Source organism: Bacillus pseudomycoides DSM 12442 (assembly GCF_000161455.1).
In the GTDB taxonomy this organism is placed as follows: Bacteria; Bacillota; Bacilli; order Bacillales; family Bacillaceae_G; genus Bacillus_A; species Bacillus_A pseudomycoides.
In genome coordinates this window covers 3072561-3097635 of the sequence record NZ_CM000745.1, presented here as the reverse complement: position 1 = coordinate 3097635, position 25075 = coordinate 3072561, and the positions used below count along the sequence as shown (strand labels likewise).

General features: G+C 35.2%; 20 protein-coding genes and 2 pseudogenes. 7 read left to right on the top strand and 15 right to left on the bottom strand.

Translation table 11 applies throughout. The features are described from left to right. Nucleotides 1–439 precede the first annotated feature (439 nt). Complete coding sequence (locus tag BPMYX0001_RS15565; protein ID WP_006095683.1) at nucleotides 440–1369, top strand: GNAT family N-acetyltransferase; 930 nt, start codon at nucleotides 440–442, stop codon at nucleotides 1367–1369. A 174-nt stretch (nucleotides 1370–1543) separates the two neighbouring features. On the opposite strand, the gene BPMYX0001_RS31010 is transcribed toward BPMYX0001_RS15565, so the two are convergent. The 3 genes from BPMYX0001_RS31010 to BPMYX0001_RS15555 all read right to left on the bottom strand — a co-directional run bounded on the left by BPMYX0001_RS31010 (nucleotide 1544) and on the right by BPMYX0001_RS15555 (nucleotide 4154). After that, a complete protein-coding gene (locus tag BPMYX0001_RS31010; protein WP_371391662.1) occupies nucleotides 1544–1705 on the bottom strand; it encodes an IS3 family transposase in 162 nt (53 codons plus the stop codon). After that, a complete protein-coding gene (locus BPMYX0001_RS15560; protein WP_006095682.1) occupies nucleotides 1701–2210 on the bottom strand; it encodes a GNAT family N-acetyltransferase in 510 nt (169 codons plus the stop codon). Before BPMYX0001_RS15560 ends, BPMYX0001_RS31010 begins: the two co-directional genes overlap by 5 nt. A gap of 1218 nt (nucleotides 2211–3428) precedes the next feature. After that, nucleotides 3429–4154 carry a metallophosphoesterase family protein gene (locus tag BPMYX0001_RS15555; protein ID WP_033799054.1) on the bottom strand — a complete coding sequence of 242 codons (726 nt, stop codon included), beginning with the start codon at nucleotides 4152–4154 and terminating at the stop codon, nucleotides 3429–3431. A gap of 137 nt (nucleotides 4155–4291) precedes the next feature. Here BPMYX0001_RS15555 and BPMYX0001_RS15550 point away from each other — a divergent pair, with 137 nt between their 5' ends. The 3 genes from BPMYX0001_RS15550 (at nucleotide 4292) to BPMYX0001_RS33155 (ending at nucleotide 5198) form a co-directional block, all read left to right on the top strand. Then, entirely contained in the window at nucleotides 4292–4612 is a 321-nt protein-coding gene (locus BPMYX0001_RS15550; protein WP_078211768.1) for a DUF4352 domain-containing protein, read from the top strand. Between the two features lie 284 nt (nucleotides 4613–4896). Continuing rightward, the gene (locus BPMYX0001_RS31005) at nucleotides 4897–4998 is read left to right on the top strand and encodes a YjcZ family sporulation protein (RefSeq protein WP_018764670.1); all 102 of its coding nucleotides are present in this window, start codon (nucleotides 4897–4899) and stop codon (nucleotides 4996–4998) included. Nucleotides 4999–5045: 47 nt separating this feature from the next. Next, complete coding sequence (locus tag BPMYX0001_RS33155) at nucleotides 5046–5198, top strand: hypothetical protein (RefSeq protein ID WP_167535681.1); 153 nt, start codon at nucleotides 5046–5048, stop codon at nucleotides 5196–5198. A 106-nt stretch (nucleotides 5199–5304) separates the two neighbouring features. Here the strand turns inward: BPMYX0001_RS33155 and pdxR are convergent, their stop codons facing one another. Further along, the gene (gene pdxR, locus BPMYX0001_RS15545) at nucleotides 5305–6696 is read right to left on the bottom strand and encodes a MocR-like pyridoxine biosynthesis transcription factor PdxR (protein ID WP_029427436.1); all 1392 of its coding nucleotides are present in this window, start codon (nucleotides 6694–6696) and stop codon (nucleotides 5305–5307) included. Between the two features lie 110 nt (nucleotides 6697–6806). Here pdxR and BPMYX0001_RS15540 point away from each other — a divergent pair, with 110 nt between their 5' ends. Both BPMYX0001_RS15540 and BPMYX0001_RS15535 read left to right on the top strand, forming a co-directional pair. After that, nucleotides 6807–7712 carry a DMT family transporter gene (locus BPMYX0001_RS15540; RefSeq protein ID WP_006095678.1) on the top strand — a complete coding sequence of 302 codons (906 nt, stop codon included), beginning with the start codon at nucleotides 6807–6809 and terminating at the stop codon, nucleotides 7710–7712. Between the two features lie 210 nt (nucleotides 7713–7922). Next, a pseudogene (locus tag BPMYX0001_RS15535) lies at nucleotides 7923–8480 on the top strand (transposase); the annotation flags it as partial. Between the two features lie 51 nt (nucleotides 8481–8531). Here BPMYX0001_RS15535 and BPMYX0001_RS15530 read toward each other — a convergent pair. Further along, nucleotides 8532–8729: pseudogene (locus BPMYX0001_RS15530) on the bottom strand (IS6 family transposase); the annotation flags it as partial. A gap of 293 nt (nucleotides 8730–9022) precedes the next feature. Between BPMYX0001_RS15530 and BPMYX0001_RS15525 the strand changes: the two are divergent. Continuing rightward, entirely contained in the window at nucleotides 9023–9220 is a 198-nt protein-coding gene (locus BPMYX0001_RS15525; protein WP_006095675.1) for an aspartyl-phosphate phosphatase Spo0E family protein, read from the top strand. 248 nt (nucleotides 9221–9468) lie between these two features. Here the strand turns inward: BPMYX0001_RS15525 and BPMYX0001_RS15520 are convergent, their stop codons facing one another. The 10 genes from BPMYX0001_RS15520 to BPMYX0001_RS15475 all read right to left on the bottom strand — a co-directional run bounded on the left by BPMYX0001_RS15520 (nucleotide 9469) and on the right by BPMYX0001_RS15475 (nucleotide 24837). Continuing rightward, on the bottom strand, nucleotides 9469–9720 hold the full coding sequence (locus BPMYX0001_RS15520; RefSeq protein WP_003203088.1) for a SunI/YnzG family protein: 252 nt from the start codon (nucleotides 9718–9720) through the stop codon (nucleotides 9469–9471). A gap of 391 nt (nucleotides 9721–10111) precedes the next feature. Continuing rightward, the gene (locus BPMYX0001_RS32400) at nucleotides 10112–10303 is read right to left on the bottom strand and encodes a DUF5105 domain-containing protein (RefSeq protein WP_006095674.1); all 192 of its coding nucleotides are present in this window, start codon (nucleotides 10301–10303) and stop codon (nucleotides 10112–10114) included. A 645-nt stretch (nucleotides 10304–10948) separates the two neighbouring features. Beyond that, nucleotides 10949–13564, bottom strand: a complete 2616-nt coding sequence (gene ppsA / locus BPMYX0001_RS15510; RefSeq protein ID WP_033799053.1) for a phosphoenolpyruvate synthase — start codon at nucleotides 13562–13564, stop codon at nucleotides 10949–10951. Between the two features lie 785 nt (nucleotides 13565–14349). Then, on the bottom strand, nucleotides 14350–16281 hold the full coding sequence (gene mutL / locus BPMYX0001_RS15505) for a DNA mismatch repair endonuclease MutL (protein WP_006095672.1): 1932 nt from the start codon (nucleotides 16279–16281) through the stop codon (nucleotides 14350–14352). Between the two features lie 8 nt (nucleotides 16282–16289). Further along, nucleotides 16290–18962 carry a DNA mismatch repair protein MutS gene (gene mutS, locus BPMYX0001_RS15500; protein ID WP_018764678.1) on the bottom strand — a complete coding sequence of 891 codons (2673 nt, stop codon included), beginning with the start codon at nucleotides 18960–18962 and terminating at the stop codon, nucleotides 16290–16292. Between the two features lie 178 nt (nucleotides 18963–19140). Then, entirely contained in the window at nucleotides 19141–19683 is a 543-nt protein-coding gene (gene cotE, locus BPMYX0001_RS15495; RefSeq protein WP_003199431.1) for an outer spore coat protein CotE, read from the bottom strand. A 129-nt stretch (nucleotides 19684–19812) separates the two neighbouring features. Next, a complete protein-coding gene (locus tag BPMYX0001_RS15490; RefSeq protein ID WP_006095670.1) occupies nucleotides 19813–20244 on the bottom strand; it encodes a YlbF/YmcA family competence regulator in 432 nt (143 codons plus the stop codon). 3 nt (nucleotides 20245–20247) lie between these two features. After that, nucleotides 20248–21777 carry a tRNA (N6-isopentenyl adenosine(37)-C2)-methylthiotransferase MiaB gene (miaB, locus tag BPMYX0001_RS15485; RefSeq protein WP_003199427.1) on the bottom strand — a complete coding sequence of 510 codons (1530 nt, stop codon included), beginning with the start codon at nucleotides 21775–21777 and terminating at the stop codon, nucleotides 20248–20250. A 449-nt stretch (nucleotides 21778–22226) separates the two neighbouring features. Further along, nucleotides 22227–23093 carry a 2-oxoacid:ferredoxin oxidoreductase subunit beta gene (locus BPMYX0001_RS15480; RefSeq protein ID WP_018764680.1) on the bottom strand — a complete coding sequence of 289 codons (867 nt, stop codon included), beginning with the start codon at nucleotides 23091–23093 and terminating at the stop codon, nucleotides 22227–22229. Beyond that, on the bottom strand, nucleotides 23080–24837 hold the full coding sequence (locus BPMYX0001_RS15475) for a 2-oxoacid:acceptor oxidoreductase subunit alpha (RefSeq protein ID WP_003199424.1): 1758 nt from the start codon (nucleotides 24835–24837) through the stop codon (nucleotides 23080–23082). The genes BPMYX0001_RS15480 and BPMYX0001_RS15475 overlap by 14 nt, the downstream gene beginning before the upstream one ends. Nucleotides 24838–25075: the final 238 nt, after the last annotated feature.

Below are 25075 nucleotides of genomic sequence, written 5' to 3'. Positions count from 1 at the left end.
AATTTAAAATTTTAGAAGAAAACATTAATCAACATAAAAGCCATTATTCTTCTAGCAGGGGTCACTATATCATTTCGGGAAAATTGTACGTTAATTAGAGTATTATGAAGAGAGGATTGTTCGTTCAATATAGAGACGAATATCCTCTCTTTTTATAGATGTTAGAAATATAAACAGTAGCTTACATATTTAGTCTAGTTCGTTTATTATGCAGCTACAACGCCGTCTCAAGAAGTTGGAAGGTGGGAACAAGCAATTACGTAAGCAATTAAAGGCTGCTTACGCAGATATTTATAAGCATATATAACTCACTCTTAGGGGCTAGTTTAGTATAGCTTCTTAAACTATTGAAGTAGCCCAGTTGAAAAATTAAACCAGTTCAGATATGGTAATATAAGGGTTAAAGGTACCCAACGCTAAGTTTAAAGGGGACGTCTAAATGTCAACGATAAGGATCGAGAAAGCATCTATTACGGATGCTGAAAAGTTAACAGAAATTAAGAAAAGAACTTTTGATGAAGAAGCAAAAAAATGGCTTCCAAATCAAGAGAATATAATTGACTATAATATTCAGCCACCAGGGTACTCTTCAATTGAAATGACTAAGTATATGATTAAGGAGTTAAATTACTTCAAGGTTATATACAACAAAACAATTGTGGGTGGAATTATTGTCACGATTTCCGGTAAATCTTTCGGAAGAATAGACCGTATTTTTGTAGACCCTGACTCTCAAGGTAAAGGCATAGGCTCAAAGGTCATAGATTTGATAGAAAAAGAGTTTCCGAATGTGCGAGCCTGGGATCTTGAAACATCTAGTAGACAGCTAAACAATCACTACTTTTATGAAAAAATGGGATATCAAGCAACCTTTAAAACCGAAGATGAATATTGTTATATAAAGAGAATAGAAATCCCATTAGGGATAGAAAAATCAGTTGAAAATGAGGACATTTCAGGTACTCAATATGAAAACTGTAGTATGGCTAAAACGGAGTGTTATCAAGTAACTTTAGAGGGTAGTTCTTTTAGCAATAGTAACTTGATGAGCAGCCACATTAATAATTGTAATCTTAGTCATTCAAAGTTCCACAATATAAATTTTAGAAATACATTGTTTGCCGATCTAAATTTTTCTAATAGTGAAATGGCTTTGGTGACTTTAGATGGGGTTCGTTTCGTTGATACAAGTCTTGGAAATGAAGGTAATCCAATCACATTTGAAAGGTGTGACCTTAAAGGTAGTAAAATAAATAATAGTAACCTTAGGAACGTGGAAATACAGCAGAGTGATATAACGGGTATGAAAATAAATAACATTCCTGTGGAAGACCTTCTCGAACTATACTATCATGTGAATAAAAAGTAAACAATCAGTGCTTCCCTTCAAAATTGGCTCTTTTAAATAATGGATTCATTTTTGAATGATGACCTCTAAATCAAAGGAGCTTACATATTAGATATGTCTAATATGTAAGCTCCTTTATTTTTCAAGGATTCTCAGAATTTAGGTTGGTATGTCAACACGAAACTAGACAATTTTTTAAAGGTGTTCCTGCCTGTACTGAACAGGGCTCAAATAGCCTAGTGTGCCCTGGATTCTAACATTGTTAAACCAGTTTACGTAGTCGTTCAATTCTAAAATCAATTCTTCTAAACTTGCGAAATGACGATCACGAACGAACTCTGTTTTAAGAAGATTAATTGTTATTTTTATAGTAGAAGATGGTAGCAGCTAATTCACCATTCTCAGATTTCGCATAGTTAGGAATCCGCCCAGCTTGAATATAACCTAATGAAGTATATAGTTTATTGGAAGGGTCTCCTTCTCTTGTATCAAGAACTAATAATGACCTATCCTTCTGTTTTGCTATTTCTTCAGCCCTTTGCATAAGTAAACGACCAATACCATTACGTCGATAATTGGGGTGTGTCATTAATTTTGCGATTTCAGCTCTATGGCTTCCATTCTGCTTCGTCGATAATTGTAACTGTACACTTCCAACAATTTGATTGTTTGATTTAGCAACAAATAAAATCACTTCGGGGCTAAGAACGGTTTCCCAGTACTTCTCTGCATCTACTTTTCCCATTGGTGGTAAAAATCCAATCGAAGCCCCATCTTCTACGACCTTTATTAAAAGTTCTGAAAGCTCATTAAGATGTTCTTCAATTAAAAATAATTGTTCAATTTTTACATCAATATCCAAGACAATCACCTCTATTTTAAATTAGCAGCTTAATAAAAATTAGGTGTATCTGTGTTGCCTATCTAATTTCATAAAATAACCATTCGGATATTTCTCCTCCCTATAACCAATTTTCAATATTATTTTTTTATTCATACGAATAGGTAAGAGTTTGAAGTTATCGCTCCCTTTCCCCCCGTTAGCACCGTACGTGCAACTTTCATCACATACGGCGCCCCAACTAATCCAAATTTATTTGCTCATTGACACTTCTGATACTGTGTATCTTCAGAGCCTCAATTCTTCCGTATTAATAAGTCGGTGCCTTTCGCAAAAGGTGAACCTCTATTAGTCTCACAAAAACCTTATTAATCGATAAAGATTTGCCTTGCATGAACAAATAATCCTTCATTAGTCTAGTGGCTATCCCTTCATGTGGATTGGACATTTCATCGATACTGTGCCACCACTTTCACTGATATAAAGAGAAGTTATACATTCGCTAATCTCACAAATGCTTTCCAACTCAACGATTCAAAGGGAGTAAGCCCTCCACGTTATCAGCTTACAACGTTGAATTATATCTATTATAGAACAAACGTAGGTGCTTCCTGTGAGCCTGTTAATCTTCATACGCCTGTAACGTATCATAGATTTTCATATTAGCTAGTTTTACTCATCCACTACTAACTTCACACAAGGTGAGATACACATTTCTATGTATTGCAGGTCTAGACCCGTACATTCGAAAGTTCGTCAGAAACCCCATTTCTTATTGTAAGGTGCATTGCATTCTCACCATATTTGTTCAACTCAAGCATCATAATTTACACCGCCCCCTCGGGTAAGGTTTTCGTCAGCCGATACTGTTACGGTAAATTCTCACGCCTATTTGCCGAGCTTATAACACGAAACTTCTTACTCAATGTCGTGCTATTCGACGCAGAGAGAGCCTTTCAAGGCGTTATCCTATCATTTGACTCTTCGATATAATCCTTCCGTTTTATCAAGATGAAACGGTCTAGCCTTTACCAAAGTAATGTGACCATTCTCCATTTAAGCTAGAAACATTTCGCACAACTATCCTGCACCTTTAGTGAAATAACAGAGTGTAGTTAATTTTGGTACATCTTTTTTATAAACGGTTTAACTTTCTTCAAAATGGCATGACTTTTTTATAAACAGTACAACTTTGTTTTAAGTCGACATGTCACATCTTCTGCTAAAGTTCTCTTATTTTTAAATTCTTCCTGTTTTCACTGCTCTAGCCCAATCTAAGCGACCGTTTATTTCACTTTTGTTAATTGCTCCATCTTGATTATAAGGAATATGTAATTGCTCTATCATCCAATCATTTTCTTGTTTTGTAACAATTGTATAATTAGCAAATGGTGAACCTGATTCCATTTTATGATAGATTGGTAATTCATCTTCATAGGCGGGTAGCCCAACACTTCCTGGATTAATAATTATTTTATCATTTGGAAGATAAATGACTCTTGATATATGTGTATGTGCACAAAAAATAAGCCTTTGTGGAATACCGCTTACTAATTTCATAATATCTTCTGTCTTTTTAAGTACTGATCCACTAGAGTTCATTTCCTCTAACAAATATATTTCATCACTTGTCGGTGTTCCATGACAAAAATAGAAATCATCGGTTTGTAAGAAATTAGGCAAATTAGAAATCCACGTTTTATGCTCATCCTCTAATAAATTCTGTACATATTGAACTGTTAAATTAGACGTATTAGGCTCTAATAAAATTCGATCGCAATTCCCTTTAATACTTTGAATATTTTGGTTCATTAAAAGATCATAGGTTTCCAGTGGAAATAAAGGACCATATAAGCTATCCCCCAAATTATAAATAGATTGAATCCCTCGGTTATTAATATCTGTTAGTACAGCTTGTAAGGCATCTTTATTTCCATGAATATCAGCCATTATTGCAATTTTCATACCAATCACCCCTTCAGAATTTATAGTTTCACTTTTATTTCATCATAAATATGAAAAGAATTCTGTCCTTACCTTATATAGAATGAATATTCATACTATTATTGTACATTAATTAAAAAAAGCCGACACTAAATGTTATAGGTAATGGAGATGTAAAAGCACAGGGCATATTTAAAGCTTTAGAAGTCTACGTTATGAATCGTCAAAAGGAGCCTATTACACTAAATAGCAAAAACTTTAAATTAATTGATGATCTAGGAAGAGAATATTACAGTTCTACTGAAGCTCAATTAGCACTTAAAGCTGTGAATAATGCTACATTTAAATTTGATACTCTTAATCCAGATTCAAGTTCGTCAGGAAAAATTGTATTCGATGTACCGAAATATGCTAAAGGATTAGTTTTACAATTTAATGGTGATATGTTGGATAAAGAGATTGATTTAAAAGTTGAATAGTCAAAAGAACTCGAAAAAGTGTTTTTTGAATGAAATACTGATTTGAATCATATTTCTCAAAAGTAAATGTAGATAAATATGGTAAAATGGTAATTGGATGGGAGTCCAATACATATTATTAAAATTAAAGTGGTTCAAGTCGGAGAAAGGCACCTTATGGTGTCTTTTCTTTATTTCTTAAAGGACCTGCTCATTCATCATTATAAAACATAAAATAATGTAAACCCGTTAAAACACAAGAATGACCCAATGTTCTCCCCTCTTATCTAAAAGGAGGAACTGTTATGGGCTTTGGAGGTAGTTGCAGTAGTTTTGGTGGTGGATTCGCCTTAGTCGTTGTGCTCTTTATATTATTAATCATAGTTGGAGCTAGCTGCTTTTGCTGATTTACTTACTAGTAAAGAAAAGGCACTCATTGGAGTGTCTTTTCTTTATGAAAAAATCCCCACACAATGCGCAGGGGAAAGAGCAAACTGTTCAGTTGGATGAACAACTTCATCATAATGGCGTACCGCCCCATGCCCATCAACTTAAGAAAACAAATCCACCCCAAAACGAAAAAATGAGCTTTTTTATTACGAATTAGCACAAAATCTCGTTCTGGGGGTAGTTGTATTTTCTTAGCTTGATAGCGATGTGGTGCTACCGCTAATAGGAAAAACGAAAAAACTTTTTTAGGGAAAAAATCAAGATTACAACCAAATTTTTGCTAGTTGAGATACTCCTTTTATTATCTTTTCTTCACATAAATTACCCAATCCAAGTTGAATATGTGGATATCGTGGTATACATTTCGAGAAATATTTCGAGCAAGGATAAACTGCAATTCCGTATTCATATGCCCTTTCAATTAGCATTTTTTCACTCATTTTTGTTTTAACTTCAATAATAACGAAAATTCCGGAGCTACCACCTTTTATTTCAACATAATTCTTAAAGTGTTTTAGTAATTCCCTATTCAATAGATTCATTTTACGTTTATACAACGCTTTCATCTTCCTTAAGTGTGAGTACCAATATCCTTCATCCATAAAGGTCGCCAGTGTTCGCTGATGAATAGATGAGGATGTTTGCTCAAGTAAAGGGAGTATCTTTTTATATTCACTTACTAGCCTCCTAGGTAAAACCATATAACTGACACGGATAGAAGGTAGCAGTGCTTTTGAAAAAGTTCCTAAATAAACCACCCTATCATTAGAATCTAAACTTTGAAGAGACGGTACAGGTTGATGGATGTATCGAAATTCACTATCGTAATCATCCTCAATAATATATCCTTCCACCCTTTTTGCCCATTGAATTAACTTTAATCTTTCATTGACGGGGATAGTCACTCCATATGGAAAGTGGTGAGTAGGAGTGACATATAAAAGTCTAGAAGGCGACTTTAAAAGGCGATCGACTTGGATGCCTTGTTCTTTTACCGGAATCGGATCAATGATAAATGACTGAAGAGCAAATAGTTCCCTTGCCACATCATAGCCAGGGTCTTCTACTGCCAGATAATGATAGTCTTGCTTTAGCAACAGCGACAAAAGTAATAACAAGTGTTGTGTGCTACTGCCAATAATAATCTGTTCAGCAGAAGTATTAACCCCTCTTGATTGAAACAAGTAATCTGCTAGTACCTTTCTTAATTTAATATCGCCTTGTTTTTCTCCGTATGAAAACATGCTAGAGTCTTTAACGATTTTGTTTGTAAGCATTCTCCATTTTTTCAAAGGGAAGTTCTCTTGATCCACTGTCCCAATCTTAAAGTCAATAGTTTTCATGTCAGTTTGATTTTTTTCATGATGCTGTTCTCTAATGGGTTCATAATTAAGCGTCTCATCCGATATAGTGGCCTCTACAAAAAATCCCTTTTTGTTCTCACTTCGAATATATCCTTCCGATTGCAATTGTTCATAGGCTACCTGAGTTGTGTTTCTGCTGACCTCTAATTGGAGAGCAAGTTGTCTAATCGATGGCAACTTTGTATTCCTTTCTAATTTACCAGATAAAATCTGGGTACGTATGTATTGATAAACTTGTTGGTACATAGGAGTGTTACTTTCTCGATTGATATTAAATATTAGTTCATTCATCATTGAAATACCTCATCTGTCATTTGTGTTTATTGTAAACTGTACCTTTTAGAAATGACAGTATAAATGAATAATGAATTTAGAAAAAATTTTGATCTGGGAGATAACTTATGACAATATTTATGTACATATTTTGTTTGATTGTATGGGGACTCAACTTTATTGCAGTAAAAATTCAAGGAACTCCTGTCAGCTTGGAATTATCCTTAACTTATCGTTTAGTTATGACAGCCTTTTTATTTTTGATTCTTGTTTGGTCCCTTCGACCAAGAGGGAGGCCAACAAGAAAAGATATCCCATTTGTAATAGTTTTTGGTGTATGTAACTTTGCATTAAGCTACTTATGCCTTTATTACGCCACAATTTTGAGTTCTGCAGCAATCGTAACATTGATTTTTTCATTAAAGGTGATTTTGACCCCGATTACTCTCCGGATTTTTTTAAAAGAAAAGTTACATTCACGCGTTTTGTTTGGGGGGATTTTGGGTGTATTAGGCGTATGTATTCTCATCTATCCGAATTTGAACAACTTTCAAGGGTCCAATGACATAAAAGGAATTATGGTTGCGATCTTAGGTACGCTTCTTACAGCAGTAGGTGATGCCAGCTCGGCACGAAATGCAAGTCACAAGGTGAATCCTATCTATGCAAATGCCATTGGATTTACAGTGGGCAGTATATTGATGGGAGTAATTGTATTATTTCAAGGACAAGAATTTATATTTCCAACATCATTTTCATACTTATCTGTGTTGCTATATTTAACCCTGGTTGCTTCATTTGTAGCATGGTTATTCTATTTGAAGCTTGTAGAAAAAATTGGAGGAGCTCAAAGTGGCTATATGGTTGCACTTTTCCCGGTAATTGGAGGAATAGCTTCCGTTTTAATCGGTGAGTCAGATCCATCATTGTATTTGTTTGCTGGTTGCTTTTCTAGCTGTATTGGTGCTGCCATCGCATTAGGGCTTGGAACTCGGAAGCAAAATGCGAAATTACCTCTAAAAAGAGCTAATTAAGAAGGAATAAGTCTATTGTGAACTTGAATATAGAGCTCATTTATTTGGTTCTCAGGTTGTTGACCAAGAATGCATGAACACTTAAACAAATGGAATATAGACTATAGGGGTCACCATACATTACTATCAACCTAAGAGGAATTTGTATCCATAATTCATAGAAAGCGTTATTCTTTTTGTAGAAATATACAGAAAGGATGGCGTTTTTGTATGAATCTATCGATTCAAGATGAGTTTTATTTGTTCGCTAAAGAATTACAGCGATATCTATCTCCACATATTCTTCAACAACTTGCACAAGAGACAGGTTTTGTAAAACGAAAGAGTAAGTATGGCGCACGAGATTTGGCTGCTATTTATCCTAGTTCAGGAGGATGTGCACAAACAGCCGGTATTAAAATTCAGCTAGAGTATGATTTACATAGTGGAAAATTCCTCAATTTTCAAATGGATCCAGGTGAAAATAATGATAAAACCTTTGGTACAGATTGTTTAGATACTTTATGCCCAGGAGATTTATGCATCCGGGATTTAGGTTATTTTCACTTGAAAGATCTTCAACATATACAAGATAAAAAGGCTTATTATATCTCAGGTATCAAATCGAATACACGTATTTATCAAAAAAATCCTAACCCTGATTATTTTCAAGATGGCAGAATCAAGAAAGGTACAGAGTATATCCAGATAGATATGGAGGTTTTAATGAACTCTCTTCAACCAGGACAAACATGTGAAATATCCAATGCTTTTGTAGGAATGGTTGACTTACGCTGTTTCCATTCTTGATATACGGATATAAATCTATTATCAATCTCAATTTTCTTTCGACCAAATTTGATAGATAAGGTTTCCGTATTCATGAACCCAGCGCATGATAGTTGTTGGGTGAACTGAGATTCCACGTTCTTTTAAAATTTCAGAGACATCACGATAACTTAAAGAAAAACGACAGTAGTACAGGGCGGCTACCAAAATAATATCTTTCTTGAACTGTTTTCCTTTAAAATATCGCATCTGTGTTTCTCCTTACTCTTTTTTTCTAGAGTGTAGTCTCATTTAGAAAACTTTGCAACAGAACCCTTGGTAGCCATTTGGTGAAACTTTTTTACAAATAATTTAACTATGTTTCAAACCAACAATATTTTCTCTTTTTACAAATTATAGTTAAAAGGTTAGGTTTCAAACTCTTTCCTTTAAAAGTTCATAAAAATGTTTTAATATGTTTAATTATGCTATTTCCTTATTCAAGAAATTAGTCTATAATTTTCTAAGGAATATTATGGGGATAGAGGAGTTTATGCAAGAATATGGAGATGAGAAAGTTACATTATTTAATTGAAAAAAGAAAAGAAGAATTAATTGAGCTTGTTAAACACTATGGTTTTTGTCATCCTAGGGTGCTAAAATTTAGCCAAGATCTAGATAAATTAATTATTCATATGATGAAACAAAGTGAAATACGTGACATTATTCCAAAAGCAAACAGTAATACATGTAAAAAATAAAAATTCTATAATTTCACCTCTTATATTTATATATCAATCTATACAGAACTTTTTTCATGAAATATTTATAAAATAAATATATTTCTAGATCCTTTTAACTGGTTCGGTTGAGGTGTAGGTACAAGCATTAAATAAGAACTGCATTCGTTAAAAATTAACATAACTAATAGCAAAAAAAGAAGCGGAAACCGCTCTTTTTTGTTCATTCTCTAAGCGTTAGCATAGCAGGTGAGTAGTTCACGAGATGCTCACAATCTAATTTTATTTAAAAATGAAATCTTATTAAGTGTAAATAATGCATAATCTAAAGTTGTAGTTCTAATTAATATACAATCTGATTCACCACTTTGTGTTCCTATCTTTACTAACTTTTTCTTTTCAGGAACATAGTCATTATCTTCAATAATCTCAACAATATCCTCTAACAGAATATTAATTTCTGCAGTTTGCCATTCAATTGTTAATTGTTCATGTGTCTTTGTTACCTTAATATCTTGCATATAACTCTATTACCTACCTATTAAATTTAAATTTCATTATAAATGAATGTAACGAAATTATATCAAAAAGTTATAAAAACAGCTACAATTTTTTATTCTTAAACAAAGCACCAAGATTCCTATTTGTTAATTAAAAAACCAGGGATTATTACCCCTGGTGTCTCAAAAAAATGTTTTAGACCATAGAAAAAAGGGTTCTGTTGCAACGTTTTCGAAACTCAAGTACACTTTGGACACAACCACCATACCTTTTTAGTGTAGCTTTGAAATAAACTTTGATCAAAAACAACTCGTAAACCTTCATTTTACAATACAGGAAATTCAAAAATCACCTGAGTAAACCTGTATATCGAATTAATAGTATCTTTTTTATAAAGAGTTTAATAATATATTATGGTTTCCATAAAATCCTTGGGAGATCCTTTATACCCTCTCCATCTATATATACAACATTCGTTTCAAATTTCACTTTTTGCCGTATTACTTCTTTAAAATTTTTAAAATAGTTATCTACTGATTCTTCTGTAATACTAGATACGCCCTCATAATTATATAGGACTGCTTTTCTAACCTTTTCCGCCATCGCTTCATTAAATTATTTTCCATCTTCACCTGTTAATTTACTCATTTTGTCTATATCTTTATCATAGAAGCCCACCTATTGTAAGTGATACTATCAAACTCATACCTACTAAATTTTTGGAATATAACATATTCTACTTCAACTCTTTTCTGTATAAATTATGAATTACAGTAATATGACACCATTATATCTCGGTGTTCTATAGCATATTTTATTTATATACAATTATTAAAATGTAAAAACCACAAAAACATCAAACCCTATTTTATTTCAAGGTGCGCCGTTATCTATAGCACTGGAATAAAGTTTAATTAAAATGACCCTACTAAATCCCTATGCAATACACAAAAAGAAACCATTTTGAAAGATCTTTTATCAAGACCTAAAATAAAAAAAGATAGATAAATTAAAGGACATTACATATTTTATATGACTAATATGTAATGTCCTTTCTTATTCAACAATAGCGCTCTTTAACAGAAGACTCGATTTCAAGATAATCTTAACAGACATTAATATCGATCTTCAGTTACTGTCCCCTTATATGTCCTAGTGACAGGGTTCTTACCATAGACCGCAAAGCACCATGATGTCAATGATTCTCCTAATTCGAATGCTCTTCTTTTATGATTTAAATGTAATGGATTATAGTATTTCTATATAACCTTCTGTTCCATTTACTCGAATTCGTTGCCCATCTTTTATCAGCTTGGTGGCATTTTCAACACCGACAACGGCAGGTAAGCCATATTCACGTGCGATGACTGCTCCATGGGTCATCAGTCCGCCAACTTCGGTGACAAGTCCTTTTATGGATACAAACAATGGTGTCCAGCTAGGATCGGTGAAGGTTGTAACCAGTATATCTCCATCTTCTAAATCTGCATCTTCCATTTTTAAGATGACGCGTGCTCTGCCCTCTATAACTCCGGAAGAAACCGGTAGACCTACAATAGCTTCGGCTGGGAGATTTTCTCGTTTGTATTCACCCGCAATAATTTCACCATCAGACGTGATAACACGTGGGGGAGTTAGTTTTTCATATAATTTGTACTCGTCTTTTCGTTTGCTGATGATCTGGTAATCTAGTTTATTTGTGCGTACGACTTCGTGAAGTTCTTCAAAAGTGAGATAGTATATATCTTCTTTTTCATGAATAACGTTGGCTTGTACGAGTTGTTCGGCTTCTTTCAGTAAAGCCTGCTTATAAACGAAGTATCGATTAACCATGCCGTACTTTGGATATTCCCGATAACCGATGAAATTCCGGATTAGGTCGATCATTCGTTTTGTTTCTTTGACTTTTTGTTCACCATCCGGTAATTGCTTCAATCGATCTAATAACTCTTGTTCTTTTTTCAAAGCTGCCTGTCGCCCTTGCTCAAATTTCTGATTGCTAGCATTAGGCTCAAAGTTTTTGATATTACTAAGAATCATGGGGATAAGTGTAGTTGGTTTTTCACTCCAACGAGTTTTAGTAATATCGATTTCTCTGGTACATCGCATTCCGTATTTGCTGAGATAATCATAGATAGTACCTTGGGTTTCCTGCCCACCATCAAACTTAACCAGTTCATCCAAAAAGTTATCATCTTTTACATGTTGTAAATAATTGATTACTTCCGGATAAGGACGAATCACATCTGCGACATCTAATAGCGCCAGACCCATTTCCGAAGTAATATTGTTTGGTACAGATAGAGAAAGCGTGTCTGCTACGTTTTTCTCACCTAACCACTTGTTCATTTTTTCATTGATCCATGTTGAAGCATCCATAGCAGCCATAATCACACCCAAACTTTGTGGGTCAAATAAAATCTTCTTTAATTTCTGGATATCTTCTAGAATAAAATCAAATAAATCTGATCCTGATTTCGATTGGATGTTTTGTTTTAACTCTTCTATCGATGTTTGACTACTCTTAATCAAATCAGAAACGATTGTCGGATCGTTTTCGATTTGTGCTTGAAAACCCGAAGACGATATACCTTTATTGCTTTTACTGGGACTCGGTACTTTTTTACCATCTGGTGACGATTTTATAAAATCTTCTCGCTCTATTATAGTCATGAGTGCGTCTTTTATGAGCGGATCTGATTGTCCCAAGGTATCTATTATCGTTTTTCTGCTGACAGGCGAAGCCAGATTATGTGTGATATCAACAAATAACCTTCCACCAGCTTTAAACCTGGGTCCAAAAGATGTTAACTGGAATAAAGATAATCCCAATGGTTTCATGGGGTCGGTCATCATTTGTTGGTGACCGACAGATACATAAACGTGATTTTCCTGATCATTTGCTTCAGGGATGGGGTATAAAGTAGTGATTGGACGACTCTGGACAATATAAAATGTATCATCAACCAAACACCATTCGATATCTTGTGGGCAACCAAAATAAGCTTCAATCTCTCTGCCTATGCGTGCGAGCTGTAAAATTTGATGTTCAGTAAGTGTTTGCGTCTTTTGCCGATCAGGATCGATCTGCTGTGTCTCTGTTCCGCCTTCTTTTAGTCCATAGATGGCCAATTTTTTGGTTGCTATCATCTTATCGACGATTTTATCTTCTTGCACCTTATAGCAATCCGCAGATACCAAGCCGGAGACAAGAGCCTCTCCTAGTCCAAAGCTAGCATCGATCGATAGTAGCTTTCGATTGGAAGTAATCGGATCAGCAGTAAATAAAATTCCTGAAGCCTGTGGGAAAATCATCCGTTGAATGATAACGGATAGATAAACTTGGCTGTGATCAAATCCGTTTTGGATTCGGTAAATTATTGCGCGATCAGTAAATAGGGAAGCCCAACATTTACTGATATATCGCAATATTTCATCTTTTCCGATGATATTTAAATAGGTGTCCTGTTGACCAGCAAAGGAGGCAAATGGAAGATCCTCGGCTGTAGCACTTGAACGAACAGCATATGCATGCTCGAAGCCAAAAGTTAAGAGACATCGATCGATATCTTCTTCGATCCCCTTCTCGATCTCGATCCCCTCAATCAGCTCACGAATCTTCCTGCTAATTTCACTAATTCTTTCTCGTTCGTCCACTTTTTGAACTGCTAGTTGATCCAGTAATTGATGAAGCTCCTCATTTTTCCCAATGACTCTTTTATATGCCTCAGTGGTAACACAAAATCCCTCTGGTACAAGTATTCCTTCAATCCTCGAACATTCGCCCAAATTCATCCCTTTGCCACCGACCACCATTTGTCTCGTTTTATCGATCTCACGAAACTCTAGTACATATGGTTTCATTTCTTTCCCTCCCATTTATCGCTCAATACTAAGACGAATCATATGACAAAAATTGTTCATCTGATCAACCAATTACGCTGTCCACTCGTTCTTGCTCCTCGCGAAGTTCCATGTTCATATCAAACACTCCTTTAAAAAAATAAAAATAGGGGTTGACTGAAAAGGATTTTATGATGTATAATTAAAATAGGGATAATTTACACAAAAACCCACCGCTGATGTATCTATATAAATTTACCACAGTTTCTCATTTTTATCAATGTATTTACACGATCATAATTGTTGCAAATTCAAAGGAAGAAAAACCCCATTTTACAAGACAAATGACTTACAAAAAATGATATCCAAATATCAAATCATTTAGTGTAGCGTCAGGAAAATACGGATTTACAACGTTAAGAAATTCCAATATTAAAAAGCCCAATTTCTTAGTATTAATATTAAGAAATTGGGCTTTTTTCGTTACCCCATTAAAGCGCCCTATAATTGAATAAAAACCTAATTGATTTTTATGTCCCAAGGAGAAGAAGAAGTAAACTGCCTGCCCAAAGAAAATATGCAAGTTGAGTTAATATATACATGGATAATTAACAAAAAGCATGACATAAAATTGTCATGCTTTTTTTGCCTATTAAAAAATTCTTTTCGTGCATTATTATTTTTTCAGTATATTAACACAAAAACTCATTAATTCAGTGGTATTTTTCATTCTTTATACTAACTTTAAACAGTACAAACAATTTTCATTTCCCATTAGCGAACTTTTTTCCCGTTGGACAACTCTCCTACATCACCCGCTTAAACATCTTCTCCAGTTCATACGTCGAATGATGCACAAGTATAGGTCTACCATGCGGACATGTGTAAGGATTTGTTGTTGTACGCAGTTCTTCTAGCAAAGCAAATATTTGATCGTTCGTTAAATATTGATTTGCTTTGATCGATGCTTTACAGCTCATCATAATAGCTGCTTCTTCACGCAGTTTTTTTATATCGACTTTTTTTAGTTTGACAACTTGCTGCATCATTTCATCGATGATTTCTATTTCCTGTCCTTTTGGGAACCACGTTGGATGCGAACGAACGATAAAGGATTGATGACCAAATTGTTCTAAGAATAATCCTACCTTTTTCAATTCCTCTAATTGCTCTTCGACACGTAAGAATTCAGTGAGAGATAAATCAATACGATATGGTACGAGCAATTCTTGTACTTCTTTCGTTACTTGTCCTACTTTATCACGGAAATATTCATAATTGATTCGCTCTTGCGCTGCATGCTGGTCAATCATATATAAACCTTTATCATTTTGGGCGAAAATATAGGTTCCATGCATTTGCCCGATTGGATAAAGCGGTGGTAAGTCGTTTCCATTCATTTCGATTTCTTGGATTTCTGCTACTTCTTCTAATTCAAAATCTTCCTCGCTGTTATCCCATCCATTCCCGTCTTGGACAGATTTTCCAATCATTGATTTAGAAAGTTGCCAACCATTTTCTTCTTTTACTAAAGATTCTGGTGGCTGCCATTCCTGCTTCGGTGGTTGCCAAAGTAAATTTTTGTTTTGTGGTTTGGCTTGGATTTCTTCTTGTTTCTCATCCATTCCAGTCGGTAAGACGATATTTGGCAGTGGTACTTCTTTCGGTTTTGTATGTTCAAAATGAAATTGCTCTTGTACACTTTCATCTTTTTCTTTTTTCTTTGATGTAACACCAGCATCCGGAATGAGCTGTATTTTTTTAAACGCGTCCTGCAATGTTTTTTCAATCAATTGCAGTAATTCCTGCTCTTTACTAAAACGCACTTCTAATTTCGCTGGATGAACGTTCACGTCAACTAACATTGGATCCATCTCGATTGATACAAAACCGATTGGATAACGTCCCACTGGAAGTAATGTGTGATACCCTTGCTGAATTGCTTTCATCAAGACATAGTTTCGAACGTAACGGCCATTTACAATCGTAGATATGTAATTACGAGATGCTCTCGTTACTTCAGGTAACGTTACATATCCACGAATGGTAAAGTCCAATGATTCCACTTCAATCGGAATGAGTTTTTTCGCAACTTGAATGCTGTAAATTGCAGCAAGTACTTGCCTCACATCACCATTCCCCGAAGTGTGTAGCAGTTTTTTCTCATTATGAAACAATTTCAAAGATACTTCTGGATGGGACATAGCAATGCGATATACAATGTCTGTAATATTCCCAAGCTCTGTATGAATTGTTTTCATATATTTAAGGCGTGCTGGCGTGTTAAAAAACAGATTTTGAACCGTAATATCTGTCCCTTTACGGCTCGCTGTTTTTTCCTGCATTATAATGTCTCCGCCCTTAATAATAAGATGTGTACCTGGTGCATCTCCTGTACTTGTGACTAACTCTAATTCACTAACAGATGCGATACTTGGCAATGCCTCACCACGGAAACCGAGCGTGCGGATGCGAAATAAATCATTTTCATCTTTAATTTTACTTGTTGCATGCCGCTCAAAAGCAACAATACAATCTTCTTCAGCAATGCCATCTCCATTATCAATGATGCGAATTTTTGATAATCCAGCTTCTTCTAAGTGGATTTCAATAGATGTACTATTCGCATCGATGGAATTTTCGACAAGTTCTTTTACAACTGAAGCAGGTCGTTCGACTACTTCCCCTGCGGCAATTAAGTTAGAGAGTTGATCATCGAGTTTGCGAATTTTCCCCATCTACTTACTCATCCTTTCTTTAACTTTTTCTGCAAACGATACAGTTCATTTAGGGCTTCTAGAGGAGTCATATCAAGTAAATCGATTTTTTTAATTTGTGTTAATACAGCTGTTTCTTTTTGATCAAACATAGGCTTGTCTTCTTTTTTCACAGGCTGTTCTGTAGTAAAGAAAGATAGCTGTGATTCTGCAGGTTCTTCTTTCTCTTCTAGCTGCGGTTCTGATTTTTCTTTTACAACGACTGGTTCTTGGACAATTTCTTCTTGTACTTTCACTTCCACTCGTTTTGGAATGATGATTTCCTCTTGTCCTTCTAGCTGCGCTAACACTTCTTTCGCACGAGCAATTAAGCTATCTGGCAGTTCAGCAAGCTGGGCAACGTGAATACCATAACTTTTATCTGCTGCACCATCTTGAATCTTATGCAAGAAAACAACTTTTCCGTTTTCTTCAATAGCTGAAACGTGTACATTTTTCAGTTGCTCTAAGCTTTCTTCTAATACAGTTAGTTCGTGATAATGTGTTGAGAATAATGTTTTCGCTCCAATTTGATCATGAATATGTTCTATGATTGCTTGTGCGAGTGCCATACCGTCATACGTAGATGTACCGCGTCCAATTTCATCAAATAGAATTAGACTTCTTTCCGATGCATTCGCAATTGCATTTTTCGCTTCTAACATTTCGACCATAAATGTACTTTGACCTGAAATTAAATCATCTGCTGCACCTATTCTCGTAAAAATTTGGTCAAAGACAGGTAACACCGCTTCTGTTGCTGGTACAAAACAACCGATTTGCGACATAACAGTAATAAGTGCTAATTGACGCATATACGTACTCTTACCAGACATATTTGGACCCGTAATTAAAAAGACATCCATATTTTCAGGCATCATGCAGTCATTTGGAACATACAATTTGCCGTTCAATACTTTTTCTACAACAGGATGGCGACCATCTTTTATAAAGATTTCACGTTTATCTGTTAAAACTGGTTTTACAAATTGCTCTTCTTCACTTACTGTTGCAAAGCTTTGCAGTACATCTAGTTCACTAATAACTTTCGCTAGATGCTGTAATTTAGGAATAAACACCTTTACTTCTTCACGAAGTACAGTGAATAAATCATATTCTAGCTGTACAATTTTTTCTTCTGCCTCTAAAATCAATGTTTCTTTTTCTTTTAATTCATCTGTGACGAAACGTTCTGCGTTTGCAAGTGTCTGCTTACGCTCATAGCGCCCCTCTGGAAGAGCAGAAAGATTTGCCTTTGTCACTTCAATATAATAGCCAAAAATACGGTTGTAACCAATCTTTAATGATTTAATCCCTGTAATATCACGCTCACGTTTTTCAAGCTCTGCAATCCACGTTTTTCCGTTCTTACTAACATAGCGATATTGATCTAATTTGTCATTATAGCCATCTTTTATAATATCCCCATCTTTTATAGAAAGCGGTGGGTTTTCTTGAATACTTCTTCCTAGTAACTCTGTTAAACTTTCACATGGATCAGCGCCTTGAATTAACCTTGCTGCATAAGAATTGTCTAATAAACTAATGGCCTCTAAAATAGCTGGCACTTGCAGAAGTGAACGTCTTAATTGCAGTAAATCACGCGCATTTACGTTACCATATGCGACTTTTCCTGCTAAACGCTCTAAATCATACACTTCTTTTAATTTTTCTTTTAAATCTTCACGTAAAAAATAGTCATTCACAAACGTTTCAACCATTTCTAAACGTTCTTCAATGTTGTCTTTTTGTATAAGTGGACGTTCCATCCACTGTTTTAACATACGGCCACCCATAGCTGTTTTTGTTTTATCTAATAGCCATAATAAAGAGCCTGTTTTCTCTTTTGTTCGAAGTGTTTCTGTTAACTCTAAATTACGCTTTGAATGTACATCAATTTTCATAAATTGATTTGTATAATAAATATCTACCGGCTGCAAGTGATCCAATGAACGTTTTTGCGTTCTTAATACATAATTCAATAAGCGTCCTACTGCTGTAACTAATTTCGTTTGCGTCACACTTTTAACAAGGTGTTCCAACCCTTCAGGAATCTTCGTTGCATCTTCATATGAAATTGTCATTTTCAATGTTTCTGTTAGCTTGTTTAGCTCATCTTTTGAAAATGTAGAATCTACAACAATTTCTTTTGAACCTGTTGCATACACCTCTAATAAAACATCTTCTACCGTACCCGTTAATAGTGTCACTGTATTTTGTCCTGTTGTTAAATCATTACAAGCCAGTGCATAAGAACCATCTTCAAAATGAGTTAACGCCGCTAAGAAGTTGTTTTCTTTCTCATCAATTGTGCGCCCTTCCATCATCGTTCCTGGCGTAATCAATTGAACAACTTCACGTCTTACAACACCTTTTGCTGTTTTGGGATCTTCTACTTGTTCACAAACCGCAACCTTATATCCTTTTTCAACAAGCTGTTCAATATAGTTTTTTGCTGCATGATATGGGACACCACACATCGGTATACGATCACTACTCCCACCATCTCGGCTTGTCAATGTAATTTCAAGCTCATGCGCTGCCTTTATAGCATCCTCAAAGAACATTTCATAAAAATCTCCTAAACGGAAAAATAAAAAGGCATCTTGATAATCTGCCTTGACCTTTAAATATTGTTGTATCATCGGGGTGTACTGTGCCATTTGTTTCCTCCATACTTCATAAAAATGTGCTATATTTATATGCCGCACTTCACGGACAATTTCCTCTCCACTTATAGGAGTCTCTCTTCATTATAGCACATTTTCAATACAAAATAGTTCCATCCAGTATGACTAATACTATGTAAAAAGCTAGGAAGAAATTCTCCCTAGCTTTCTATTATTCTTCTTCTGCATCTACAATAAAGTTTGGATCTAACTCTTCAAATTCATCATCATCTACTTCAAAGCTATCCTCATCCTCTGGACATCCATCTGGATTTACATTTACACAAATTTTCGTTTCACCGACAACTTCTGTTACAAATTCACGCTCTACCGTTACAACAATTTTGTTATCATTTGGTGAAACAATTGCTTCTAAACAATTTGGATGTTGAATAACGCGGGCAATAATTTCTAAATCTTCACCTGAAAAATTTTTGTCACGATATCCAATATTGATTTCATCCGTGTAACTAACACGTTCTGTTACAACTTCTGTTTTTGTGTTTTCATCAAATGAGTACCACGTATTCACATCGTAGTATCCTTCAATTTCTACAGCCTTCCCATTCTTTCTTGCTTCATATGTGTGATTAATTACCCAACATCCGAGAATACTTGTCGGCTCATGATTTGATTCACATGTATGCGTTGACTTTGTATACTTACGTCCTTTGCCCACTACTGCCTTTGTAATAATCTCTCTAAATTCGGACATTCGGAACCCTCCTCAATCAATATTCACTTAATCATATGCGTGACAATAGCGGAATGTGTCATTCTTTTTTTGACAAAAGACTATAGAGCAAAATAAAAACAAAAAAGAGATGTCCATAAGACATCTCCCTTAACAATCACAATTCCCTTTTTTACTCTCTACTTCAGCACCCGTTTCACCTTTTAACACATTGCCACCAGTTGAAATTAAAATTTCATCCGTTACGTTATTAGAAATGGTACTTGCTACAAGCTGCAGTAAATCATTTACATATGTTTGTGAAGATTTAAATTCCTGTACAACCGGAATGCTATCAAGTTTATCTTGCAGAGCATCTATTTCCGCTTCTACTTTTTTCAATGCTTCCCATTTTCCATAATGCTGTAAGTTTACGGCTTGTTTTTGCAGCGCTTTAATTTCATCAATTGCACGTTTTACATTTTCATTTTTATGAATTTGCGCTTCCGCACGTTTAAAGAAATCCACTTCTTCTGTTTCAGAAATCATTTTCGCTAATTCTTTCGCTTGCTCAACAATTTCATCTTTTGTATAAACTTTCATCTATTATTTCACCTCGAGTGGCTCCTCAACCAATTCCCCGTTTAGAGACCAAGTTTTTGCTTCCGTTACTTTTACTTTTACAAGCTGACCGATTGCATATTTTGGAGCTACGAAGTTTACAAGTTTATTGGTACGCGTATAGCCTGCAAGCACGTCGGGATTATTCTTACTTTCTCCATCAACTAGTACTTCAACGATTTGGCCTTTATATCGTTTATTCTTTTCCATAGAATATTCATTAACCAATGCATTTAACCGTTGTAAACGCTCTTTTTTCACTTCCATCGGTACATTATCCTTCATTTTTGCAGCAGGTGTACCTTCACGTGGAGAATAAATAAATGTAAATGCACTATCAAACCCTACTTCGCGATATAACGACATCGTTTCTTCAAACTGCTCGTCTGTTTCATTTGGGAAACCAACGATAATATCAGTTGTTAATACTGCATTCGGAATCGCTTCTTTAATTTTACGTACAAGTTCTAAATAGTGTTCCCGTGAATATTTACGTGCCATAATTTTCAACATATCTGTACTTCCAGATTGCACCGGTAAGTGGATATGTTCAACTAAATTACCGCCTTTTCCAAGTACTTCAATTAAGTGATCATCGAAATCACGTGGGTGACTTGTCGTAAAGCGAACACGTGCTATATCAATCTTACGAAGTTCATCCATTAAATCGCCAAGACCATATTCTAAATCTTCAAAGTCTTTACCGTATGCGTTTACGTTCTGACCAAGCAACGTAATTTCTTTATATCCATTTGCCGCTAAATGACGAATTTCATTAATAATATCTTCTGGGCGGCGACTACGTTCTTTACCACGTGTATATGGTACTATGCAATATGTACAGAATTTGTCGCATCCATACATAATATTTACCCATGCTTTAATATCACCACGACGTACTTTCGGAAGGTTTTCAATTACATCTCCTTCTTTAGACCATACTTCAACAACTGTCGCTTTTGAGAACATCGCATCTTTTAAAATGTACGGCAAACGATGAATATTATGTGTACCAAATACCATATCTACATGCTGGTTTTTTTGCATAATTTTATTTACAACAGATTCTTCTTGAGACATACAACCACACACACCAATTAAAAGATCTGGGTTTCTTTGTTTTAATGGTTTTAAATGACCAAGTTCACCAAATACTTTATTCTCAGCGTTTTCACGAATGGCACAAGTATTTAATAGAATCACATCTGCATCTTCTGTCGAAAATGTTGGTTCATATCCAAGTGTTGTAAAAATACCAGCCATTACTTCTGTATCATGTTCATTCATTTGACATCCATAAGTACGGATATAAAACTTTCTTCCGGCACCAAAGTTACGAAACTCTTCTGGCAAACCAAAATCACGTTCAATTTTAACTTCTTCTTTTCCGCGTTTTTTCGCATCTTTTAAAGAAGGCGGCTGATATACACTTTCAAAGTATTTACTGTAATCTTTTTCTCCTTTTTTCATAGAAGAATTGGCTTGTTGACTTGCTAATCGTTGTTGCTCGTTCATAGGTAATCTCCTTTCAACCTTAACTATACACACTCTGTAGTCCATTCTAATGACAATCAGACCCATCTTAAAGATTAGGATAGTTTGAGAGATAACTTGCCCCTTTGAAACTCGAGTAATCGATCTAACCATCCGTAAGAATGGAGTCTTCCCGACACCAATAGACATTCCCTTTTTTGTTGTTTTAACCTTGTCCTTTTAAATAACATGTTATTTTATTCCTATACACACTATCATAGTATAAAGTGTTTAGCCAAATTTAACAACAAAGAGACAGTATCATACCCACGTACTACAGCGCACAAACCAATTTTTTCTGACAAGACAATACACTATCATTTTATCATTCTGAATTTTCCGAGTAAACAAAATGTATTAAAAAGTTAACTCATTTTGTTTACTCACCATGTAAATAAAAAAGCTGCCATTAAGCAGCTTTTTTATTATGATTACATAAATTCAGCAACGAGTTCATCAAACATTTTTTGATCCATTTGTAAATCAGCTTGCACTAAAGGCTTTTCACTATATCCCTTTACAAGTTCTTGGTAAGAAGGCTGCTCTGTATTTTGATAAATTAAGCCTGTTACTAAACCTTTGTTTTCCATTAATGTTTGCATAGCAATCATACGATTAGATGGATCGTATCCTTCGACTGTGCTTAATTTTGTTAAATTCTCTTTAAACCAGTCATACGTATTTACTTTATTATAAGTTACACATGGGCTAAATACATTAATTAAAGAGAATCCTTTATGCTGAATACCAGCTTCGATAAGCTGCGTTAATTCTTTTAAGTCACTAGAGAAGCTTTGTGCCACAAAAGTTGCACCAGCTGTTAACGCCATTTCCATTACAGATAACGCTGGTTCAATTGAACCTTGCGGTGTACTTTTCGTTTTAAATCCCGCTTCGCTACGTGGTGAAGTTTGACCTTTTGTTAAACCGTAAATTTGGTTATCCATAACGATGTACGTAATGTCAATGTTACGACGAATCGAATGAATCGTATGTCCCATACCGATTGCAAAGCCATCTCCATCACCACCAGATGCGATAACTGTTAAATCACGGTTTGCCATTTTCACACCTTGTGCAATTGGAAGTGCACGCCCATGAATACTATGAACACCATATGAATTAATATAACCTGAAATACGACCTGAACAGCCAATTCCAGAAATAACAGCTAATTCATCTGGGTTTAAACCAACGTTAGCTGCTGCACGTTGAATCGCAGCTTGCACCGAGAAGTCTCCGCAACCTGGACACCAGTTTGGTTTTACACTGTTCCGAAAGTCCTTAAATGTTGCCATTTAATACAACCCCTTTTTTGCATTCGTTGTAAATTTCTTTTGGTAGGAATGGATTCCCGTCATATTTTAACAGACTAGAAATTTTCTCACCAATCCCAAGATTCATTTTCATAATGTTAGCAAGCTGACCAGTTGCATTGTTTTCTACTACAACAACGCGTTTTGCATCCTTTACAAGTGGAAGAATTTCATCAGTTGGGAACGGATGAATTAAACGAACATGAGCATGATTTACTTTTAATCCTTCTTGCTCTAAACGCTCCATTGCTTCTTCAATTGCACCACGAGTAGAGTTAAAGCCAACTAACAATACATCAGCTTCATCATACTTAGCATTTTTGTAAACAGGGGTATTAAACTTTAAATTCTCCATTTTACGGAAACGTTTGTCCATTTGTGCTTTACGATTCAGTGCTGATTCAGATGGTTTACCAGTTTCATCATGTTCTACACCTGTCACATGGTGAACACCATTTTTCATACCAGGTAAAACACGTGGTGAAACACCATCTTCTGTCACTTCATAACGTTTAAAGTAAGCTTTATTTTCACGATCTGGTAACTCTGCCTGTAAATCAAGCTTACCGCGGCGAATTTCTACTCTGTCTAACTTCAATGGTTCTACTGTTTGCTTTCCTAAAGAAAGCTGTAAATCTGTTAAGAAAATAACAGGAACTTGATATTCTTCCGCTAGGTTAAATGCTTCTACGATATCATAGAACGCTTCTTCAACAGTACTTGGCGCCATTACGATTTTTGGAATTTCACCGTGTGTCCCGTAAATCATCGCCATTAAATCAGATTGCTCTTGCTTTGTTGGTAAACCAGTACTTGGACCACCACGCTGTGTATCAACGATTACAAGTGGTGTTTCTGTAATACCAGCTAAACCAATTGATTCCATCATTAAAGATAAACCAGGTCCTGCTGATGCTGTTAGGGTACGTACACCCGCATAGTTCGCACCAATTGCCATTGTACAAGCAGCAATCTCATCCTCTGTTTGGATGACTGTTCCGCCTACTTTTGGCAATTTTTTAATTAAGTATTCCATAATTTCAGAGGCAGGTGTAATTGGATATGCTGACATAAAGCGCGCTCCACCAGCTACTGCGCCAAATGCAATTGCATCGTTACCGATCATAAACATACGTTTTTGACCATCAGCTTTTTCAAGCTGCATCATATTCACTTTCTCACCAAGTAATTCTTTCATATATTGAGAGCCGCGTTTGATTGCTTCCATATTCTTTTTAACGACTTGCTCTCCCTTGCGACCGAAAATTTCTTCAACAACTTCTAAATATACAGTTTCATCTAACCCTAATACTGCACTAGATGCCCCAACGGCAACCATGTTTTTCATTAATGATGTCCCTAATTCAGAGGCAATATCTGTAAACGGTATTGCATATAGATTTACATCTGAACTTTCTGGTATAGTTGGATTAAATTTTGCATCTGCAACAACAATTCCACCTGGTCGTAGTTCGTGGAAGTTAAAATCAATTGTTTCTTGATCAAAAGCAATTAAAATATCTAAATCATCTGATATTGCGCGTACTTCAGTTGTACTTACGCGAATTTTATTATTTGTATGACCACCCTTAATTCGTGATGAAAAGTGGCGGTAACCGTATAGGTAATACCCTAAGCGGTTTAATGCAATACAGAAGATTTCTCCTGTACTTTCAATTCCTTCACCTTGTTGTCCTCCAACTTTCCATGAAAGTTGACTAATCATCTCCTACACCCCTTTTGGCTGCATTCATTGTAGTGTATTTTTTTACAGTAATAGTGTAGCACTTTTTATGCAAAGAAACTACAATGGACACAAATTATACCTCTTCAGACTTCCCTGAATGTTTTGCATAATCTTAATTCGTCTACAATTCTAGCCTTACAATGAAAAAAATGCAATAATTTGGCCTGAATTTCATTAGAATTTTTTAATTTTTCTAACTTTTTATTTTCAAATAAAA

What these genes read in the sequence shown, in the direction of transcription:
- BPMYX0001_RS15475 (WP_003199424.1), bottom strand. Translation starts at nt 24,837, where the DNA reads ATGATTAGTCAACTTTCATGGAAAGTTGGAGGACAACAAGGTGAAGGA.
- mutS (WP_018764678.1), bottom strand. Translation starts at nt 18,962, where the DNA reads ATGGCACAGTACACCCCGATGATACAACAATATTTAAAGGTCAAGGCA.
- mutL (WP_006095672.1), bottom strand. Translation starts at nt 16,281, where the DNA reads ATGGGGAAAATTCGCAAACTCGATGATCAACTCTCTAACTTAATTGCC.
- BPMYX0001_RS15525 (WP_006095675.1), top strand. Translation starts at nt 9,023, where the DNA reads ATGGAGATGAGAAAGTTACATTATTTAATTGAAAAAAGAAAAGAAGAA.
- BPMYX0001_RS15480 (WP_018764680.1), bottom strand. Translation starts at nt 23,093, where the DNA reads ATGGCAACATTTAAGGACTTTCGGAACAGTGTAAAACCAAACTGGTGT.
- BPMYX0001_RS15565 (WP_006095683.1), top strand. Translation starts at nt 440, where the DNA reads ATGTCAACGATAAGGATCGAGAAAGCATCTATTACGGATGCTGAAAAG.
- miaB (WP_003199427.1), bottom strand. Translation starts at nt 21,777, where the DNA reads ATGAACGAGCAACAACGATTAGCAAGTCAACAAGCCAATTCTTCTATG.
- BPMYX0001_RS32400 (WP_006095674.1), bottom strand. Translation starts at nt 10,303, where the DNA reads ATGGCGGAAAAGGTTAGAAAAGCAGTCCTATATAATTATGAGGGCGTA.
- pdxR (WP_029427436.1), bottom strand. Translation starts at nt 6,696, where the DNA reads ATGAATGAACTAATATTTAATATCAATCGAGAAAGTAACACTCCTATG.
- BPMYX0001_RS31005 (WP_018764670.1), top strand. Translation starts at nt 4,897, where the DNA reads ATGGGCTTTGGAGGTAGTTGCAGTAGTTTTGGTGGTGGATTCGCCTTA.
- cotE (WP_003199431.1), bottom strand. Translation starts at nt 19,683, where the DNA reads ATGTCCGAATTTAGAGAGATTATTACAAAGGCAGTAGTGGGCAAAGGA.
- BPMYX0001_RS15490 (WP_006095670.1), bottom strand. Translation starts at nt 20,244, where the DNA reads ATGAAAGTTTATACAAAAGATGAAATTGTTGAGCAAGCGAAAGAATTA.
- BPMYX0001_RS33155 (WP_167535681.1), top strand. Translation starts at nt 5,046, where the DNA reads ATGAAAAAATCCCCACACAATGCGCAGGGGAAAGAGCAAACTGTTCAG.
- BPMYX0001_RS15520 (WP_003203088.1), bottom strand. Translation starts at nt 9,720, where the DNA reads ATGCAAGATATTAAGGTAACAAAGACACATGAACAATTAACAATTGAA.
- ppsA (WP_033799053.1), bottom strand. Translation starts at nt 13,564, where the DNA reads ATGAAACCATATGTACTAGAGTTTCGTGAGATCGATAAAACGAGACAA.
- BPMYX0001_RS15540 (WP_006095678.1), top strand. Translation starts at nt 6,807, where the DNA reads ATGACAATATTTATGTACATATTTTGTTTGATTGTATGGGGACTCAAC.
- BPMYX0001_RS15555 (WP_033799054.1), bottom strand. Translation starts at nt 4,154, where the DNA reads ATGAAAATTGCAATAATGGCTGATATTCATGGAAATAAAGATGCCTTA.